The sequence below is a fragment of the Mesorhizobium sp. M0159 genome, from assembly GCF_040322295.1.
Classification (GTDB): domain Bacteria; phylum Pseudomonadota; class Alphaproteobacteria; order Rhizobiales; family Rhizobiaceae; genus Mesorhizobium.
Genome location: NZ_JAMYTF010000013.1, coordinates 87,809 through 105,432, shown reverse-complemented (window position 1 = coordinate 105,432; position 17,624 = coordinate 87,809). Strand labels below are relative to the sequence as shown.

The following is a 17,624-nucleotide window of genomic DNA, read 5'->3' as shown; positions in this document are numbered from 1 at the left end:
CCATCAACGGGCCTCCTTGAGCGACGGCATGCCGCGGCGGGCCCAGCTCTCGATGCGGCCGATGATCAGGTTGGAGACCAGCGTCAACAGAAGGTAGATCGCGCCGGCGGCGACAAAGAATGTCAGATAGGCTTTGGTGACGCCGGCCGCCTGCCGTGTCGCCAATGTCAGCTCGAAAAAGCCGACGACCGCCAGCAGGGCGGTGTCCTTGGTGGCGATCAGCCAAAGATTGGCAAGGCCGGGTATGGCGAACGGCAGCATCGCCGGCAGCGTGATGCGCCGCAGCAGCAGGCCGGGAGACATGCCATAGGCGCGCGCGGCTTCGATCTGGCCCTGCGGAATGGCGAGGATCGCCCCGCGGATCACCTCGGTCGAATAGGCGCCCTGGACGAAGCCGAGCACGGCAATGCCGGCCGCCAGCCCGCTAATGTCCATGCGCTGATAGCCCATTGCCGTCAGCATCTGATTGATCAGATCGGTGCCGGCGTAATAGAGCAGAAGGATCAGCACCAGCTCCGGCACGGCGCGCACGACTGTCGTATAGACTGCCAGGAGATCGCGCACCACCGGACCACCATACAGCTTGCCGGAGGCGCCGCCGATGCCGATCAAAAGGCCGAGACAGGTGGCGCCGACCGCGATCTCGATCGTATGGAGCAGCCCGACGATGAGCGTTCCACCCCAGCCCGGCGGCGTGGGCGAGAGAAGCGCGATGGCGGAGGCGGCCCAAGCCGGAACAAATGCGTCGATCAGCGTCGCCCTCGAATTGCTGGCGCTAAAACCGCCGGCGATCTCCGCCCGCGGAAGCACGCGTCGATGGATTTCGACTAACCACGCGGCTCTATCGGGGCCGTGTGGTTAATCGCTCATGGATGAGGCCGTCAGTTCGACTGCGTGTCGGCACCGTAAATGTCGAAGTCGAAGTACTTCTTCGAAATCTCGTCATATTTGCCGTTGGCGCGGATGGCCTTGATGCCGGCGTTGATCTTTTCCTTCAACTCGGAGTCTTCCTTGCGGACGCCGGCGCCGACGCCGGGCCCGAGAATGGCCAGATCCGGCGCGACCATGCCCTTCAGATCGCAGCATTGCTTGCCCTGGTCCGATTTTAGGAAGGCGTCGAGGGCAATGGAATCGGCCTGCACCGCGTCGACCCGGCCGGCGGCAAGATCCTGGTTGGCCTCGTCCTGGGTCTGGTATTCCTTGATTTCCGCCGCGTCGGCGAAGTGCTTCTTGGCGTAGTCGGCGTGTACGGTCGAGACTTGGACGCCGATGATCTTGCCCTTGAGGTCCTCCGGTGTTGAGCCGAACTTCTGGTCCTTCGGCCCGATGATCGCAGTCGGGGTGTTGTAATATTTGTCCGAGAAGGCGATCGTCTTCTCGCGCTCGGCGGTGATCGACATCGAGGCGGCGATAAGATCGATCTTCTTGGTCGTCAGCGCCGGAATGATGCCGTCCCAGGCGACGGGGGTGATGACGCAGTCGAGCTTCTCCTCGGCGCAGACGGCATCGATGAATTCGATCTCCCAGCCGACCCATTTGCCGGAAGCGTCCGGCGAGGCGAAGGGCGGATAGGGTTCGGCGGCGACGCCGATCTTGACCGGATCGGCCTTGGCCACGCCCATCGCGGCAACGCCGAGCAGCAGCGCTGCGGCAAAGGTCTTGAGAATAATCTTCATCGTCATGACTCCCAGTTTTGTTGTTGTTCCCGGTTTTCGTCCGCCCACAGTTTAACTGATGTTGCGGATGAACTGCTTCAGCCTTTCGGATTTTGGTGCGCCGAAGATCTGTTCCGGCGGCCCTTCTTCCTCGACCAGCCCGTTGTGGAGGTAGACGACATGCGTCGCGACCTCGCGGGCAAACTTCATCTCATGGGTAACCAGCACCATAGTGCGGCCTTCGCGCGCCAGGTCGCCGATCACCTTCAGCACCTCGCCGACCAGCTCCGGGTCGAGCGCCGAAGTCGGCTCATCGAACAGCATGACGCGCGGGTTGATGGCCAGCGCCCTGGCGATCGCGGCACGCTGCTGTTGGCCGCCCGACAGATAAGCGGGATAGACGTCGCGTTTTTCGGCCAGGCCGACGCGGGCGAGCAATTTTTCCGCCTCGCCGATCGCCACATCGCGCTTGACGCCGAGCACATGCACGGGAACCTCGATGACGTTCTCGATCAACGTCATGTGGCTCCACAGATTGAAGTTCTGGAAGACCATGCCGAGCTTGGAGCGGATGCGTTCGATCTGCTTGCGGTCGGCGGGCACGGTGTGGCCGTAGCTGTCGGCCTTCAGCTTTATCTCTTCGCCATTGACCCGGATGATGCCGCTGGTCGGGTTCTCCAGGCAGTTGATGCAGCGCAGCAGCGTCGATTTGCCCGAGCCGCTGCCGCCGATGATGGCGATCACCTCGCCATCGCGCGCCGACAGCGAAACGCCCTTCAATACATGCAGCTTGCCGAAATTCTTGTGCAGGTTCTCGACGTGGATGGCTTCGGCAGCGCCGTTCTGCGCCGTATGCTTCAGGGCGGTGGCCGGCGCTGTCATCGTCGCGGCGCCCCGCGGAGCAGCCGAGGCAGTCCTTGCTGGAATTTTTTACCCATTACCCGTCACTGGACAGCGTTCCGATTCTCAAGATGGACCGTTCCGCTTGCCTCCGTCAACCGCAGTTTTTGGACCATTGATCACGGCCTGCCGAGTGGCTATTGGCAGGAGGGGCGCGTTTCAGGAGAACTTAGTGGGCAAAGCATACGGGTCGCAGTCGATGGCCGGGCCGCTGCAGCGCGTGCTGATGCGCTCCGCCGCCAGCGCCATGCGTCGGGCCGAAGCGCTGGAGTGGCACTATGGCCCCGGCTTCGATCCACAAAAAGCGGCAACCCAGCATGATGCACTGGCCAGGCTGATTTCTGTCTCAGGTGCCGAAATCGAATGGCTGAGCGACGCCGATGACGGGCTTGCCGATTCGGTCTTTACCCACGATCCGTCGCTGATGACCGACCATGGCGCGGTCATCCTTGCCATGGGCAAGGCGCTGCGCCGGCGAGAGCCCGGCCTGCACGAGGCAGCCTACGGGCGCATGGGCATCCCCACCCTCGGCCGTATCGAGGCTCCCGGCCAGGTCGAGGGCGGCGACTGCGTGTGGGTGGATGCAAACACGCTGGCCGTCGGCCGCGGCGTGCGCACCAATCAGCACGGCATCCAGCAGCTCTCCAACCTGCTTTCACCCAAGGGCATCCAGGTCTATGGCTTCGACCTCCCGCTCTGGCAGGGCGAGGAGGCCTGCCTGCATCTGATGTCGGTGATCAGCCCGCTCGCAGACGATCTGGCGCTGGTCTATGCGCCCCTCCTGCCGGTCGCCTTCCACCAGATGCTGCGCGAACGCGGCATTCGGCTGGTCGAGGGCGACGCCGACGAATTCTTCGCCTCGAATGGGCTCAGCCTGAACGTGCTGCCGACCGCGCCGCGCCAGGTTATCGCCGTTGCCGGTTTTCCGAAGACGGCGGCTGCCATGCAAGCCGCCGGCTGTACGGTCTCGACATTCGAGGCCGATGCGCTGTGCATTGCCTGCGAGGGCGGCCCTACCTGCCTCACGCGCCCGGTGCTAAGACAATGACGACCATCGGCGAAGCGCTCATCACCTTGCTGGAAGCGCACGGCGTCGACATCGTGTTCGGCATTCCCGGCGTGCACACGGTCGAGCTCTACCGCGGACTGGCGCGGTCGAATATCCGTCACGTCACGCCGCGCCACGAGCAGGGCGCCGGCTTCATGGCCGACGGCTATGCGCGCGCCAGCGGCAAGCCGGGCGTCGCCTTCGTCATCACCGGGCCAGGACTGACCAACACCATCACCGCCATGGGCCAGGCGCGCGCCGATTCGGTGCCGATGCTGGTAATCTCCGGCGTCAACGCAACACCGACGCTGGGCAAAGGCCTTGGCCATCTGCATGAATTGCCGGACCAGCGCGGCATGATGGAGAAGGTGGCGCTGTTTTCGCACCGTGTCACGGAGGCCGGCGAACTGCCCGGCGTGCTCGCCGGCGCCTTTGCGCTGTTCTCATCCTCGCGTCCGGGTCCGGTGCATATCGAGATCCCGACCGATGTCATGACCATGCCCGCCAACGGCATCGTGCCGCTGCTGCGGAATTCAGCGCCGCCCGAGCCGGATGTGGCGGCGATTGCAGAGGCGGCAAGGCTATGCGCGTCTGCCCGCCGGCCGCTTATCCTGGCCGGTGGCGGCGCCAAAGCTGCCGAAGCGCCGTTGCAGCGCCTGGCCGAGAGGTTGGGAGCGCCGGTCGTCCAGACCGCCAATGCGCGCGGCCTGCTCCATCGTCATCCGCTTGGCGTGCCGGCCAGTCCCAGCCTGAAGGCGGTGCGTGCGCTGATGGCCGACGCCGATCTGGTCATTGCGGCCGGCACCGAATTCGGTCCGACCGACTATGACGGCTATGGCGACGGCGGTTTTGTCCTTCCCGCCAATCTGATCCGCATCGACATCGGCGCCGACCAGCTTGCCCGCCGGCCTGCGCGGATTTCGATCCAGGCCGATTCTGGCGCAGCGCTCGAGGCGCTGCATGCCGAACTCGGCACGGGCCAGGCGCAATCGGGCGGCGGCGCAGCTCGCGCCGCCGCGACGCGGCAGGCGGCCTTTGCCGAGATTGGCCCGGCTATGCAGGCGCAACTGGGCGCCGTCGAGACGATCCGTGATACGCTGCCTGGCGCGATCATCGTCGGCGATTCGACCCAGCCGGTCTACGCCGCCAACCTCTACTACGATCACGACCGGCCGGGCGGCTGGTTCAACGCCGCCACCGGCTTCGGCGCGCTCGGCTATGGCCCGCCAGCGGCGATCGGTGCCGCCCTCGCCAGGCCTGAGGCGCCGGTCGTTTGCCTCACCGGCGACGGCGGCTTCCAGTTCACCCTGCCGGAACTGGGCGCCGCGCTCGACGCTGCGGCGCCGGTGATCTTCACAGTCTGGAACAATCGCGGCTACCGCGAGATCGAGACCTCGATGCTCGACGTCGGCGTCGAGCCGGTCGGCGTCTCCCCGGCACCGCCGGATTTCTGCAAATTGGCCGAAGCCTACGGCATTGCCGCCGAGCGGATTTCCGGCACCGGCGGCTTGGCGGACGCGCTTGGGCGCGCGCGGGCGACTGGACGACCTTACGTCATCGAGATTTCGGTTGAGTGATCGCGCGAAAGGCGCGACCTTCCGCATCGGCGGCGCGCAATGACGGAGCGGTCGAATATGACGGAAACACTGGACGGCAGACATATCGTGGTGACCGGCGGCACCGGTGCCCTTGGCGGCGCGGTCGTAGGAAAACTGCTGGAGCAGGGCGCGATCTGCCATGTGCCCAATGCCCACGCTGCCGCGCCTGCGCATTTTCCCTTTCCGGCGCATGACCGCGTCAGGCTGGCGCACAATGTCGACCTTGCCGACCCTGCCAAGGTCGACGCCTTCTATGCCAGCGTTCCAGATTTATGGGCATCGGTGCATCTTGCCGGCGGCTTCACCGCGGCGCCGGTCGAGAAGATCGAACCCGCCTCCTTCGCCGAGATGATGGACACCAATGCCCGCACCACCTTTCTGTGCTGCCGCGCGGCGATACGCTCGATGCTGGGATCTTCCGTGCCGGGCCGCATCGTCAATGTCACCGCGCGAGCCGGGCTCGATCCGCGGCGCGGCTCCGGCAAGGTGGCCTACGCCGCCGCCAAGGCGGCAGTCGCCGCGATGACTGTGGCGATGGCCGAAGAGCTGAAGGGCAACGGCATCCTGGTCAACGCCGTGGCGCCCTCGACGCTTGACACGCCGGCCAACCGGGCTGACATGCCGAACGCAGATTTCAGCAGATGGGTCAGCCTTGAAGCGGCCGCCGAGGCCATTGCCTATCTCGCCTCGCCGGCCAACATGGCGATCAGCGGCACGCTGGTGCCACTCTACGGCCGGGCCTGAGCCTGCGGCTCGTCACAAGCAAAAGGTCACAAGCAAAAGCCCCGCCGGATCGTTCCGGCGGGGCTTTTTTTGTTTCGTTTATAACCCGCGCGAGGCGCGGTGTTGGCTTAGCTGCCCTGCTTCTTCAGCGCGGCGCCAAGGATGTCGCCCAGCGAAGCGCCGGAGTCGGTCGAACCGTATTGGGCGACCGCTTCCTTCTCTTCGGCGATTTCCAGCGCCTTGATCGAGACCTGCAGCTTGCGGGTCTTCTTGTCGAAGGCGATGACGCGGGCGTCGACCTTCTGGCCGACGGTGAAGCGCTCGGGGCGCTGCTCGTCGCGGTCACGGCTGAGATCGGAGCGCTTGATGAAGGTCTCGATGCCGCTGTCGACCAGCCGCACTTCCAGACCGCCATCCTTCACGCCGATAACCTCGCAGGTGACGACTGCGTTCTTGCGCAGTTCGCCTGACGTCGCTGCTTCGCCGACCGTGTCCTTGGCCAGCTGCTTGATGCCGAGCGAGATGCGCTCCTTGTCTATGTCGACGTCGAGCACCTGCGCCTTGACCATGTCACCGCGATTGTACTCTTCGATCACCTGCTCACCCGGACGGGTCCAGTCGAGGTCGGAAAGGTGGACCATGCCGTCGACGTCGCCTTCGAGGCCGATGAACAGGCCGAACTCGGTCTTGTTCTTGACCTCGCCCTCGACCTGGCTGCCGACCGGATGGCTGCGCGCGAAGGCCTCCCACGGGTTCTCCAGCGTCTGCTTGAGGCCGAGCGAGATACGGCGCTTGGCCGGATCGACTTCGAGCACCACCACGTCGACTTCCTGCGTCGTCGACAGGATCTTGCCGGGATGCACGTTCTTCTTGGTCCACGACATTTCCGAAACGTGGATGAGGCCTTCGATGCCCGGCTCCAGCTCGACGAACGCGCCGTAGTCGGTGATGTTGGTGACGGTACCCTTGATCTTCTTGCCGATCGGGAACTTGGTGCCGATCTCGGACCACGGGTCGCTCTCGAGCTGCTTCATGCCGAGCGAGATGCGGTGGGTTTCCTGGTTGATGCGGATGATCTGCACCTTGACCGTCTGGCCGATGTTGAGGATTTCGGTCGGATGGTTGACACGGCGCCAGGCCATGTCGGTGACGTGCAGCAGGCCGTCGATGCCGCCGAGGTCGACGAACGCACCATAGTCGGTGATGTTCTTGACGACGCCTTCGACCACCTGGCCTTCTTCGAGATTCTGCACGATTTCCGAACGCTGTTCGGCGCGGCTTTCCTCAAGCACGGTGCGGCGCGACACCACGATGTTGCCGCGGCGGCGATCCATCTTTAGGATCTCGAAGGGCTGCGGGTTGTGCATCAGCGGCGAGACGTCGCGGATCGGGCGGATATCGACCTGGCTCCGCGGCAGGAAAGCCACGGCGCCGTCGAGGTCGACGGTGAAGCCGCCCTTGACCTGGTTGAAGATGACGCCTTCGACGCGTTCGCCCTTGGTGAACTTCTCTTCGAGACGGACCCAGCTCTCTTCGCGGCGGGCCTTTTCGCGCGACAGCATGGCTTCGCCAAGCGCGTTCTCGATACGCTCGACATAGACCTCGACCGTGTCGCCGACCTTGAGCGTCGTGTCCTTGCCCTTGACGCCGAATTCCTTCAGCGGCACGCGGCCTTCGACCTTGAGGCCGACGTCGATGATGGCCATGTCCTTTTCAATGGCAGTGATGATGCCCTTGACGACCTGGCCTTCGCCGGAATGGCCGGCGGAAAATGATTCTTCGAGCAGGCTCGCGAAATCATCGCGAGTGGGATTTGCAACTGACATAGTTTCTCCTGGAATGCCCCGCAATCTGTCGCGGGGCGGGCGCCGTGGGTTAGCGTTGCGTTGGCCTGCCGGCGTTCCGGGCAAAAAGCCCTTGGCCGCCCTTGAGCGGCAATTCCGGCGCATGAAGAATGCTGGCAGGCTGGTTCATACCCGATATGGGAATTCTTGTTGTCGCCGGCAATCGGCGGCGGCAGGAAAACCCGGCTCAGGCTTCGTTTCTCTTGGCCAGGACGTTGTCGATGATCACCTGAGCTGCCAGAAACGCGGCCTCTATAGCCATTTCCGACGTGTCGAGCAAGTGCGCATCGGCCGCCGGCTTCAAGGGCGAGTCCATGCGGCCCATGTCGCGCTCGTCGCGGCGCACGATATCGGCAAGGATTTCATCGAAATTGGCAGTGCCGCCGATGCTCTCGATTTCGTCCAGCCGCCGCTTTGCCCGCACCTCGGCGCTGGCCGTGACATAGAGTTTTACGTCGGCATCGGGACAGACGACGGTGCCGATGTCGCGGCCGTCGAGCACCGCACCCGGCGGGGTTTTTGCAAAGTCGCGCTGCTTGTCGACCAGTATGCGCCGGACCGACGGGATGACAGCCACTTTCGAAGCCGCCTCGCCGACCGCGTGTGCCGAAAGCACGGCGCGGTCGAGCTTTGCCAGATCGACCTGACGAGCCGCGGTTTCAGCGGCCGAGACATTGTCGAGCGGCAGGCCGAGCCGGAGCAGCGCATGCGCCACCGCGCGATAGGTAAGGCCGGTGTCGAGCAGGTTCAGCCGATAGTGATCGGCCAGCCGCCGGGCAAGGGTGCCTTTGCCGGCACCGGCAGGTCCGTCGATGGCGATGGTGAAGGACGCCGTCATATGCCGTCGCGAGGCAAGCGCCTGCTGCCAACGCTTTTCAAACTCTGCCGCCGTGACTTCCACCGCCTCAAATACAGGATCAGCGTTGATCTCGTCGAGGTCCGGAAAAGGTTGGTCTGAGTTCGTTGTCCCGCCAACTTCGAGGTCCTCTGATCCATCTGGCGCGACGCCACGTGACGCAAAACCGACTGAACCGTCCCGATAGAACTCTATTGTTCTCGACTGATAGTTGTCGTCGGCAATCTCATACCAGAGATGAGATGGTTGCTCCGGCCGCTCGTGCTTCCAATGTACGCAGACATATTTCATTCAATCTCCGCACCGAGCCCCTTCATCAGGCCCATGAACTCCGGAAAACTCGTCGCGATCATCGCCTGGTCGTCGATGGTCACGGGCTTTTCCGTCGCCAGCCCCATCACCAGAAAACTCATGGCGATGCGGTGATCGAGATGGGTCTGGACGATGGTGCCCTGTCCGTTGGGATGCTGGCCGAGGCCCTTGCCGCCGGGTTTTCCGCGCACGACAAGCGAGGCCTCGCCTTCGCTGCAGTCCACGCCGTTGAGCTTCAGCCCTTCGGCCACTGCCGACAGCCGGTCGGATTCCTTCACGCGCAGCTCTTCCAGCCCGAGCATCAGCGTCTCGCCCTCGGCGAAGCTCGCCGCCACGGCAAGCACCGGATACTCGTCGATCATGGTCGGCGCCCGTTCGGGCGGCACGGTGACGCCTTTCAGCTCGGAGTAACGCACGCGCAGGTCGGCGACGTCTTCGCCGCCTTCATTGCGGCGCTCGAGAATGTCGATCCGGGCGCCCATTTCCTGCAGCGTCAGCAGAAGGCCTGTGCGGGTCGGGTTCATCAGCACGTTTTCGATGGTAATGTCCGAACCCGGCACGATCAGCGCCGCCACCAGCGGAAAGCCGGCCGAGGAGGGGTCGCCAGGCACCGCGATCGTCTGGCCGGTGAGCTTGCCCTGGCCTTCGATGAAAATGTGGCGCACGCCGCGCTCGTCGGTCTCGACCGACAGATTGGCGCCGAACCCCTTGAGCATCTTTTCGGTGTGGTCGCGCGTCATAACCGGCTCGATGACGGTGGTGATGCCCGGCGTGTTCAGCCCAGCCAGCAGCACCGCCGACTTGACTTGCGCCGATGCCATCGGCACGCGGTAGGTGATCGGCGCGGCGTGCTTGGGCCCGTGCATCGTGATCGGCATGCGGTCGCCGGGCGTCGCCTTCAGCACCTGCACGCCCATCTGGCGAAGCGGTTCGAGCACGCGGCCCATCGGCCGGCCCGACAGCGAGGCGTCGCCGATGAAGGTGGTTTCCATGTCATAGGTGCCGACCAGGCCCATGGTGAGGCGTGAGCCGGTGCCGGCATTGCCGAAGTCGAGCGCGCCTTCCGGCTGCAGCAGCGCGCCGTTGCCGGTACCGCGGATCACCCACTCAGCGCCATGCTTCTCGATATGAGCGCCCATCGCCTTCATGGCAGCGCCCGTACGCATCACGTCCTCGCCTTCCAGCAGCCCGGTGATGCGGGTTTCGCCGGAGGCCAGGCCACCGAACATGAACGAGCGGTGCGAGATCGACTTGTCGCCCGGCACCCGTGCCGCGCCTGAAAGGCCAGATGATTTGCGGGCGGTGGCCTGCTTCGGGGCGGCAGTGTGCGACATGGTTCTTTCCTGGAAACGCCGGCGGCCGGCCATTTTCTGCTGGTTTGCGGGGGTCTCCTATCATGGCGTACCGAAATGGTCATCCCCTTGGTATGAAGGCCTTCGAATTCAAGCTTTTTGGGACGCCGGCTTTTCGCTTTGACAGCGCCGTAAACTCTGGTTAAGGGGACCAAACTTTCATCGACGAGGCTTGCTGTGGCAAAACCCGAACTTGGCACCAAACGCATCGACCCGGAGACAGGTCGAAAATTCTATGACTTGAACAAGGACCCGATCGTCTCGCCTTACACGGGCAAGAGCTATCCGCGCTCCTATTTCGAGGAAGGCAAGATCGCCGCCCTCGAGGAGGAAGAGGAAGTTGCCGAGAAGGAAGTGGACGCCGAGGAGGAAGAGGGCGTCGAGGTCGTCTCGCTCGAAGAGGCGGACGAGGACGCGAAGGCCGACGAGCTTCCCGATCTCGGCGATGACGAAGACGACGTTGACCTTGGCGATGACGAGGATGACACGTTCCTCGCCGACGAGGAGGAAGAAGACGACGACGTTGCCGACATGATCGGCGTCGGCGAAGACGACGACGAAGTCTGAGCGAACCGCATTCGCCGGCTTTCGCGGCGCTGCCTAGAAAAAGCGGTTCTTGAAGGCTTGATATTGACTGAGGGCGGGGTTAGAAGCCGCCATCACTAACGGCGCGGTCTAGAACCCGCGCCGGATCTCTTCGCCGGAAACGGCGCCGGTGAACTGCCGGAGTGGGGCCATAGCTCAGTTGGGAGAGCGCTTGAATGGCATTCAAGAGGTCGTCGGTTCGATTCCGATTGGCTCCACCAGTTCTCTCCGCGAAAATCAGCAGAACGGCCGCCCGCCCGTCCGGGCTGGCCGTCGCAGAACCTAGCTGAGACTAGTGTAATCGGCCGCCCTACTTGGGCTCGCCGATCCATTCAGAAGTAGTGAGCCCGTGCCCGGTCTGTGCATTTTTCTGGCTGTGGTTTGAACCGCGAGCACCGGGACTCGACCAGGCAGCGGGCTGAAATGATCGCTGCGCAAAACTCCGTTACTTGTTGCAGTTCTGCATATCCGACGTCATAGCGCCGCTGGGGGTGTTGTTGTCGGTATCGATGCCCGCCGTATCCTTGCAGCGGTCCTCCATACCGTTTGTCTGCGGCGTGGTAGAGTTCGTTGCGTTCGGATCGATCGTGTTCGGGGTAGCTGCGCTGCCGGTCCCGGTGTTGCCGCCGGAAGTGCCTGTGTTGACGCCGGTATTGCCATCGGCGCTACCGGTCCCGGAGTCCATGGATTGTGCCATGGCAGATGTGGCCAGGCCGATAGCAAGTAGGGATGCAGAGAGAATTTTCATCATCTTAGTGTCTCCATCGAGTTGCATCGCTCTATCGCGATCTATACCAACGAGAGTTTTTTCGAGATGTTCCGTTGGGCAGAAATATTGATCGATACATCATTATGGATCTTTGTTGCTCGTCGTTTCGTGAATGCGGCTGCGAAATTCCTGCCGCATAGCGGCAATTTCGTCTGGAACCAAATCGAGCATGCCGCGTTCTTGCGCTTGCGGGGAGTTGTGTCGGCCGCAGGGGACAGTTTCACCAGGACATTCAAGAAATCCGTGAGCTGGGAGGGGCGCTGTGAGCGTGCTTGCATCCACAAGGCAATTGGACCACCGTCAAATACTGAACGCGCTGAAGGCTTTTCGGAGCGGTGATTTCTCCGTTCGTATCGACAATGTCTACGCCGGCCTTGATTCCGAGATCGCCGACACCTTCAACGAAATCGTAGAACTCAACGATCAGGTCACGCGCGAGTTCGAACGCCTCAGCAAGGTCGTCGGCAAGGATGGCCGGATCGGCGAACGCGGCCGTGTCCGCAACGCCACCGGCAGCTGGGAATCGAGCGTCCGTTCCGTCAACGATCTGATCGAGGACATGGTTCAGCCGACGGCCGAAGTGGCGCGCGTCATCGGCGCGGTGGCCAAGGGTGACCTGTCGCAGACGATGATGGTCGAAATCGACGGCCGGCAGCTGCGCGGCGAGTTTCTGCGAATCGGCAAGATCGTCAACACCATGGTCGGGCAACTGGCCTCCTTCGCCTCGGAAGTGACGCGCGTGGCGCGCGAGGTCGGCACCGAAGGCAAGCTCGGCGGCCAGGCCCGCGTGAAAGGTGTGGCCGGGACCTGGAAGGACCTGACCGACAACGTCAACGCGATGGCGACGAACCTGACCGGGCAGGTGCGCAACATCGCCGAGGTGACGACCGCCGTCGCTTCCGGCGACCTGTCGAAGAAGATTACCGTCGACGTGAAAGGCGAAATCCTCGAACTCAAGAACACCATCAACACGATGGTCGACCAGCTCAATTCCTTCGCCTCGGAAGTGACGCGCGTCGCGCGCGAAGTCGGTACAGAAGGCAAGCTCGGCGGCCAGGCGCGCGTCGAAGGTGTCGGCGGCACCTGGAAGGACCTGACCGACAACGTCAACCTGATGGCCGAGAACCTGACCGGCCAGGTGCGCAATATAGCCGAGGTGACGACGGCTGTGGCGCTGGGCGACCTGTCGAAGAAGATCACCGTCGACGTCAAGGGCGAGATCCTCGAGCTGAAATCGACTATCAACACCATGGTCGACCAGCTGAATTCATTTGCCGGCGAGGTGACGCGCGTCGCCCGCGAGGTCGGCACCGAGGGCAAGCTCGGCGGCCAGGCTCAGGTGCGCGGCGTTGCCGGCACCTGGAAGGACCTGACCGACAACGTCAATTCGATGGCCGAGAACCTGACCGGCCAGGTGCGCAACATCGCCGAGGTGACGACTGCGGTCGCTTCGGGCGACCTGTCGAAGAAGATCACTGTCGCCGTGCAAGGCGAAATCCTCGAGCTCAAGGACACCATCAACACGATGGTCGACCAGCTCAATTCCTTCGCTTCGGAAGTGACGCGTGTGGCGCGCGAGGTCGGAACCGAAGGCAAGCTCGGCGGCCAGGCCGAGGTGAAAGGGGTCGGCGGCACCTGGAAAGACCTGACCGATAACGTCAACCTGATGGCCGCCAATCTGACCGGCCAGGTCCGCAACATCGCCGAGGTGACGACCGCCGTTGCCCGCGGCGACCTGTCGAAGAAGATCACCGTCGACGTCAAGGGCGAAATCCTGGAGCTCAAGGATACCGTCAACACGATGGTCGACCAGCTTAATTCCTTCGCCTCGGAAGTGACGCGTGTGGCGCGCGAAGTGGGGTCGGAAGGCAAGCTCGGCGGCCAGGCGCATGTCGAGGGTGTCGGCGGCACCTGGAAGGATCTGACCGACAACGTCAACGCCATGGCCGGCAATCTGACCGTGCAGTTGCGCGACGTCTCCAAGGTGGCGACGGCAATTGCGACCGGCGATTTGACCCAGAAGATCACCGTCGATGCGCTGGGCGAGATCCTGCAGATCAAGGACGTCATCAACACGATGGTCGACCAGCTGAATTCCTTCGCCTCCGAGGTGACGCGCGTGGCGCGCGAGGTCGGTTCGGACGGCAAGCTCGGCGGCCAGGCGCAGGTGCGCGGCGTTGCCGGCACCTGGAAAGACTTGACCGACAATGTCAATGCGATGGCTGCCAACCTGACCGGCCAGGTGCGCAACATCGCCGAGGTGACGACGGCAGTGGCGCTGGGCGACCTGTCGAAGAAGATCACGGTCGATGTGCGCGGCGAGATCCTCGAGCTCAAGGACACCATCAATACGATGGTCGACCAGCTGAATTCCTTTGCCTCGGAGGTGACGCGCGTTGCGCGCGAGGTCGGCACCGAAGGCAAGCTCGGCGGCCAGGCGCAGGTGCGCGGCGTTGCCGGCACCTGGAAGGATCTGACCGACAATGTGAATTCGATGGCCGAGAACCTGACCGGCCAGGTCCGCAACATCGCCGAGGTGACCACCGCTGTGGCGCGCGGCGACCTGTCGAAGAAGATCACCGTCGACGTCAAGGGCGAGATCCTGGAGCTGAAATCGACGATCAACACCATGGTCGACCAGCTGAACTCCTTTGCCGGCGAAGTGACGCGTGTCGCCCGCGAGGTCGGCACCGAGGGCAAGCTCGGCGGCCAGGCGCGGGTCGAGGGCGTTGCCGGCACCTGGAAGGACCTGACCGACAACGTCAATCTAATGGCGACGAACCTGACCAACCAGGTGCGCGGCATCGCCGATGTCGTGACCGCGGTCGCGCAAGGCAATCTCAAGCGCAAGCTGACGGTCGACGCCAAGGGCGAGATCGCTTCGCTCGCCGACACCATCAACGGCATGATCGAGACGCTGGCGACCTTCGCCGACCAGGTGACCAACGTCGCCCGCGAGGTGGGCATCGAAGGCAAGCTCGGCGGCCAGGCCCGGGTGCCCGGCGCTGCCGGCCTTTGGCGTGACCTGACCGACAACGTCAATCAGCTGGCGGCCAACCTGACCACCCAGGTGCGCGCCATCGCCGAGGTGTCGACGGCGGTGACCAAGGGCGATCTGACCCGCTCGATCAGCGTCCAGGCCTCCGGCGAGGTGGCGGCGCTGAAAGACAACATCAACGAGATGATCCGCAATTTGAAGGACCAGACGCTGAAGAATGCCGAGCAGGACTGGCTGAAGACCAATCTCGCCCGCTTCTCGCGCATGCTGCAGGGCGAGCGCGACCTGGCCACGATCTCGCGCCTCATCATGTCCGAACTCGCCCCGCTGGTGAATGCGCAATATGGCGTGTTCTACGTGACCAACCGCGACGAGGATGAATTCTATCTGGAGCTCGCCGCCTCCTATGGCGCCGAAAGCAAGGCGGAGATCAAGCAACGCCTCGATCTGCGCGAAGGCCTTGTCGGGCAGAGTGCCGCCGACAAGCGCGCCATCATGCTGGACAATGTGCCGCCGAATTTCCTGCGCGTTACCTCCGGCCTTGGCAATGCCGCGCCGGCGAACGTGATCATTCTTCCGGCTCTGTTCGAAGACGAGGTGAAGGCCGTCATCGAACTCGCCTCGTTCAGCGAATTCCGCGACACGCACCAGTCGTTCCTCAACCAGCTGATGGAATCCGTCGGCATCGTTCTCAACACCATCGCCGCCACCATGCGCACCGAAGGCCTGCTCAAGCAGTCGCAGCTGCTGACCTCGGAATTGCAGGCGCGTCAGACCGAACTGACCAAGAAGCAGGAGGAGCTGCACGCCACCAATGAGGAGCTGCAGGAAAAGGCGCAGCTGCTCGAGAACGAAAAGAAGCAGGTGGAGAACAAGAACCTGGAAATCGAGATGGCGCGGCGGGCGCTGGAGGAGAAGGCCGAGCAGCTGGCGCTTACCTCGAAATACAAGTCGGAATTCCTCGCCAATATGAGCCACGAACTGCGCACGCCGCTGAACTCGCTGCTCATCCTTTCAAACCTGCTCGCAACCAACCAGCAGGGCAATCTCAACGACAAGCAGGTCGAGTTCGCGCGCACCATCAATTCGGCCGGCACCGACCTCTTGAGCCTCATCAACGACATCCTCGACCTGTCGAAGATCGAATCGGGCACCGTCTCGATCGATATCAACGATATGCCCGTGGTGCATCTTCGCCAGCATATGGAGCGAACCTTCCGGCAGCTGGCGACCGACAAGGGACTTGGCTTCACCATCAATGTCGACCCCGAGCTGCCGGAGACCGTCCGCACCGACGAGAAGCGGTTGCAGCAAATCGTGCTCAACCTTTTGTCGAACGCGTTCAAGTTCACCTCGCAAGGCGAGGTCCGCTTGAATTTCCGGGCCGAAACGACGGGCCGTCACAACGGCTCGGCGCAACCGATGGAGGCGCTCGCGATCGTGGTCAGCGATACCGGCATCGGTATTCCGCAAGACAAGCAGAAGCTGATTTTCGAGGCCTTCCAGCAGGCCGACGGCACCACCAGCCGCAAATATGGCGGCACCGGGCTTGGGCTCTCGATCAGCCGGGAGATTGCCCGGCTGCTCGGCGGCGAATTGCGGGTCGAGAGCACGCCGGGCAAGGGTTCGACGTTCACTCTGGTCATTCCATTCGACGGACCCCGGATGGCCTTGGCCCCGCAAGCGGCGTTGCTGCCGGCGATGGAGGTGGCCGCGACGACAGCGCAGCCGAGCCCGCCGTCCTCCGAATTGCTCGATGACCGCGACATGATCTCGTCTGAAGATCGGGTCGTGCTGATCGTCGAGGACGACCCGACCTTCGGCGGTTTGCTGCTCGGCCTTGCACGTTCGGCCGGGCTGAAAGGCGTCCTGTCGACCGCGGGCTCCGGCACGCTGGCTTTGGCACGCAAGCTGGTTCCCGACGCGATTACGCTCGATCTCGGACTATCGGATATCGACGGCTGGGTGTTGTTCGATCTGCTTCGCCATGACCCGAAAACCAAGGACATTCCCGTTCATGTCATCTCGGGCGCCGAAGACATCGAGGTGCTTGCCCGCAAGGGTGCATCCAGCATTTCAACCAAGCCCGTATCGTCGGACGAACTGATGAAGGTCTTCCAGGATATTCATTCCAGAAAGCTCCGCGTCCAGAGCCGCGTCCTGATTGCCGATCCCGATCCCGAGCGCCGCCTTTCGCTGATCGAGGCGATCCGCGACGGCGTCACCTCGGTTACGGCGATCGGCCGCGTCGCGGCGAATGCGGACGAAATCGGCATCGCCAACTATGATGCCGTTGTGCTCGGCTTTGGCCGCTCGGCCAAGGACAACGCCCAGATGCTGGATGAGATTGCCGTCCTGTTCGGGCAGTCGGTGTCGCGACTGCTGTTCTTTGCGCCTCATCCGGAAGCGCTGCAACAGTCGCTCGCCTTGCATCCGGCATTGGCGGATGTTCCGCGGGCGGAGAATTTCGCGCAGCTGGCTCTCCTGATGTCGGCAACACTCCCCGGGCGAGGCCACGAAAACGATGGTGCGGCAGCCGAACAGCCGGACAAATTCGACCTCGCCGGCGCAAAGGTCCTCATCGTCGACGACGACATCCGCAACATCTATTCGCTTACTAGCGTTCTCGAGACCTATGACATCCAGGTGCTGCATGCGGAGCGCGGCCGGGAAGGTATCGCGCTTCTGGAGCAGAGCCCGGACATCGATGCGGCACTGATCGATATCATGATGCCGGAAATGGATGGCTACGAGACGATGCGGCAGATCCGCAGCATGCCGGCGATCGCCCATATCCCATTGATCTCGGTCACAGCCAAGGCAATGAAGGGCGACCGGCAGAAGTGCCTCGACGCCGGCGCCTCCGACTACATCGCCAAGCCTGTCGACCTCGATCTGCTGTTGGCATTGCTGCGTGTCTGGATCGGCCGTTCGCGATCCCGTGTCCATGGTCCGGAAAAGACGCTCATGGCAGTGAACTGACG

The 17,624-nt window shown here is 63.2% G+C and carries 12 protein-coding genes, 1 tRNA gene and 1 pseudogene; 6 read left to right on the top strand and 8 right to left on the bottom strand.

Going from position 1 to position 17,624, the window contains the following annotated elements; translation table 11 throughout:
- Window positions 1-3: 3 nt before the first annotated feature.
- The 3 genes from NKJ32_RS15720 to NKJ32_RS15710 all read right to left on the bottom strand — a co-directional run bounded on the left by NKJ32_RS15720 (window position 4) and on the right by NKJ32_RS15710 (window position 2,537).
- Window positions 4-669 (bottom strand): ABC transporter permease, encoded by a 666-nt coding sequence (locus NKJ32_RS15720; protein WP_352453687.1) that lies wholly within the window; start codon window positions 667-669, stop codon window positions 4-6.
- Between the two features lie 212 nt (window positions 670-881).
- Window positions 882-1,676 (bottom strand): transporter substrate-binding domain-containing protein, encoded by a 795-nt coding sequence (locus NKJ32_RS15715; RefSeq protein WP_352568373.1) that lies wholly within the window; start codon window positions 1,674-1,676, stop codon window positions 882-884.
- A 51-nt stretch (window positions 1,677-1,727) separates the two neighbouring features.
- Window positions 1,728-2,537, bottom strand: a complete 810-nt coding sequence (locus NKJ32_RS15710; RefSeq protein ID WP_023676274.1) for an ABC transporter ATP-binding protein — start codon at window positions 2,535-2,537, stop codon at window positions 1,728-1,730.
- Between the two features lie 217 nt (window positions 2,538-2,754).
- Here NKJ32_RS15710 and NKJ32_RS15705 point away from each other — a divergent pair, with 217 nt between their 5' ends.
- The 3 genes from NKJ32_RS15705 to NKJ32_RS15695 are packed head-to-tail and all read left to right on the top strand — an operon-like array spanning window position 2,755 to window position 5,945.
- The gene (locus NKJ32_RS15705; protein ID WP_352568564.1) at window positions 2,755-3,603 is read left to right on the top strand and encodes a dimethylarginine dimethylaminohydrolase family protein; all 849 of its coding nucleotides are present in this window, start codon (window positions 2,755-2,757) and stop codon (window positions 3,601-3,603) included.
- Window positions 3,600-5,180: a 5-guanidino-2-oxopentanoate decarboxylase gene (locus tag NKJ32_RS15700; protein WP_352827994.1), complete on the top strand. Its 1,581-nt coding sequence runs from the start codon at window positions 3,600-3,602 to the stop codon at window positions 5,178-5,180. The genes NKJ32_RS15705 and NKJ32_RS15700 overlap by 4 nt, the downstream gene beginning before the upstream one ends.
- Window positions 5,181-5,237: 57 nt before the next feature.
- Window positions 5,238-5,945: an SDR family NAD(P)-dependent oxidoreductase gene (locus tag NKJ32_RS15695; RefSeq protein WP_352625129.1), complete on the top strand. Its 708-nt coding sequence runs from the start codon at window positions 5,238-5,240 to the stop codon at window positions 5,943-5,945.
- Between the two features lie 107 nt (window positions 5,946-6,052).
- On the opposite strand, the gene rpsA is transcribed toward NKJ32_RS15695, so the two are convergent.
- The 4 genes and pseudogenes from rpsA to aroA all read right to left on the bottom strand — a co-directional run bounded on the left by rpsA (window position 6,053) and on the right by aroA (window position 10,270).
- Window positions 6,053-7,750: a 30S ribosomal protein S1 gene (gene rpsA, locus NKJ32_RS15690; RefSeq protein ID WP_023676278.1), complete on the bottom strand. Its 1,698-nt coding sequence runs from the start codon at window positions 7,748-7,750 to the stop codon at window positions 6,053-6,055.
- 205 nt (window positions 7,751-7,955) lie between these two features.
- Window positions 7,956-8,606 carry a (d)CMP kinase gene (gene cmk, locus NKJ32_RS15685; protein WP_352625169.1) on the bottom strand — a complete coding sequence of 217 codons (651 nt, stop codon included), beginning with the start codon at window positions 8,604-8,606 and terminating at the stop codon, window positions 7,956-7,958.
- Window positions 8,607-8,636: 30 nt separating this feature from the next.
- Window positions 8,637-8,915: pseudogene (locus NKJ32_RS15680) on the bottom strand (DUF6881 domain-containing protein); the annotation flags it as partial.
- Window positions 8,912-10,270, bottom strand: a complete 1,359-nt coding sequence (aroA, locus tag NKJ32_RS15675; RefSeq protein WP_352625131.1) for a 3-phosphoshikimate 1-carboxyvinyltransferase — start codon at window positions 10,268-10,270, stop codon at window positions 8,912-8,914. The pseudogene NKJ32_RS15680 and the gene aroA, both read right to left, overlap by 4 nt.
- Before the next feature lie 195 nt (window positions 10,271-10,465).
- Here aroA and NKJ32_RS15670 point away from each other — a divergent pair, with 195 nt between their 5' ends.
- Together NKJ32_RS15670 and NKJ32_RS15665 are read left to right on the top strand one after the other, a co-directional pair.
- Window positions 10,466-10,855, top strand: a complete 390-nt coding sequence (locus NKJ32_RS15670; protein ID WP_023676282.1) for a TIGR02300 family protein — start codon at window positions 10,466-10,468, stop codon at window positions 10,853-10,855.
- Window positions 10,856-11,018: 163 nt separating this feature from the next.
- A tRNA-Ala gene (locus NKJ32_RS15665) sits at window positions 11,019-11,094 on the top strand.
- 224 nt (window positions 11,095-11,318) lie between these two features.
- Here the strand turns inward: NKJ32_RS15665 and NKJ32_RS15660 are convergent.
- Complete coding sequence (locus NKJ32_RS15660; protein ID WP_352623313.1) at window positions 11,319-11,624, bottom strand: hypothetical protein; 306 nt, start codon at window positions 11,622-11,624, stop codon at window positions 11,319-11,321.
- A gap of 286 nt (window positions 11,625-11,910) precedes the next feature.
- Between NKJ32_RS15660 and NKJ32_RS15655 the strand changes: the two genes are divergently transcribed.
- Window positions 11,911-17,622, top strand: coding sequence for a HAMP domain-containing protein (locus NKJ32_RS15655; protein WP_352623319.1), 5,712 nt, complete (start codon window positions 11,911-11,913; stop codon window positions 17,620-17,622).
- Window positions 17,623-17,624: the final 2 nt, after the last annotated feature.

Bases quoted from the DNA above. Each gene is read 5' to 3' on its own strand.
- NKJ32_RS15715 (WP_352568373.1), bottom strand. From the start codon at position 1,676: ATGAAGATTATTCTCAAGACCTTTGCCGCAGCGCTGCTGCTCGGCGTT.
- NKJ32_RS15710 (WP_023676274.1), bottom strand. From the start codon at position 2,537: ATGACAGCGCCGGCCACCGCCCTGAAGCATACGGCGCAGAACGGCGCT.
- NKJ32_RS15705 (WP_352568564.1), top strand. From the start codon at position 2,755: ATGGCCGGGCCGCTGCAGCGCGTGCTGATGCGCTCCGCCGCCAGCGCC.
- NKJ32_RS15700 (WP_352827994.1), top strand. From the start codon at position 3,600: ATGACGACCATCGGCGAAGCGCTCATCACCTTGCTGGAAGCGCACGGC.
- NKJ32_RS15695 (WP_352625129.1), top strand. From the start codon at position 5,238: ATGACGGAAACACTGGACGGCAGACATATCGTGGTGACCGGCGGCACC.
- rpsA (WP_023676278.1), bottom strand. From the start codon at position 7,750: ATGTCAGTTGCAAATCCCACTCGCGATGATTTCGCGAGCCTGCTCGAA.
- cmk (WP_352625169.1), bottom strand. From the start codon at position 8,606: ATGACGGCGTCCTTCACCATCGCCATCGACGGACCTGCCGGTGCCGGC.
- aroA (WP_352625131.1), bottom strand. From the start codon at position 10,270: ATGTCGCACACTGCCGCCCCGAAGCAGGCCACCGCCCGCAAATCATCT.
- NKJ32_RS15660 (WP_352623313.1), bottom strand. From the start codon at position 11,624: ATGATGAAAATTCTCTCTGCATCCCTACTTGCTATCGGCCTGGCCACA.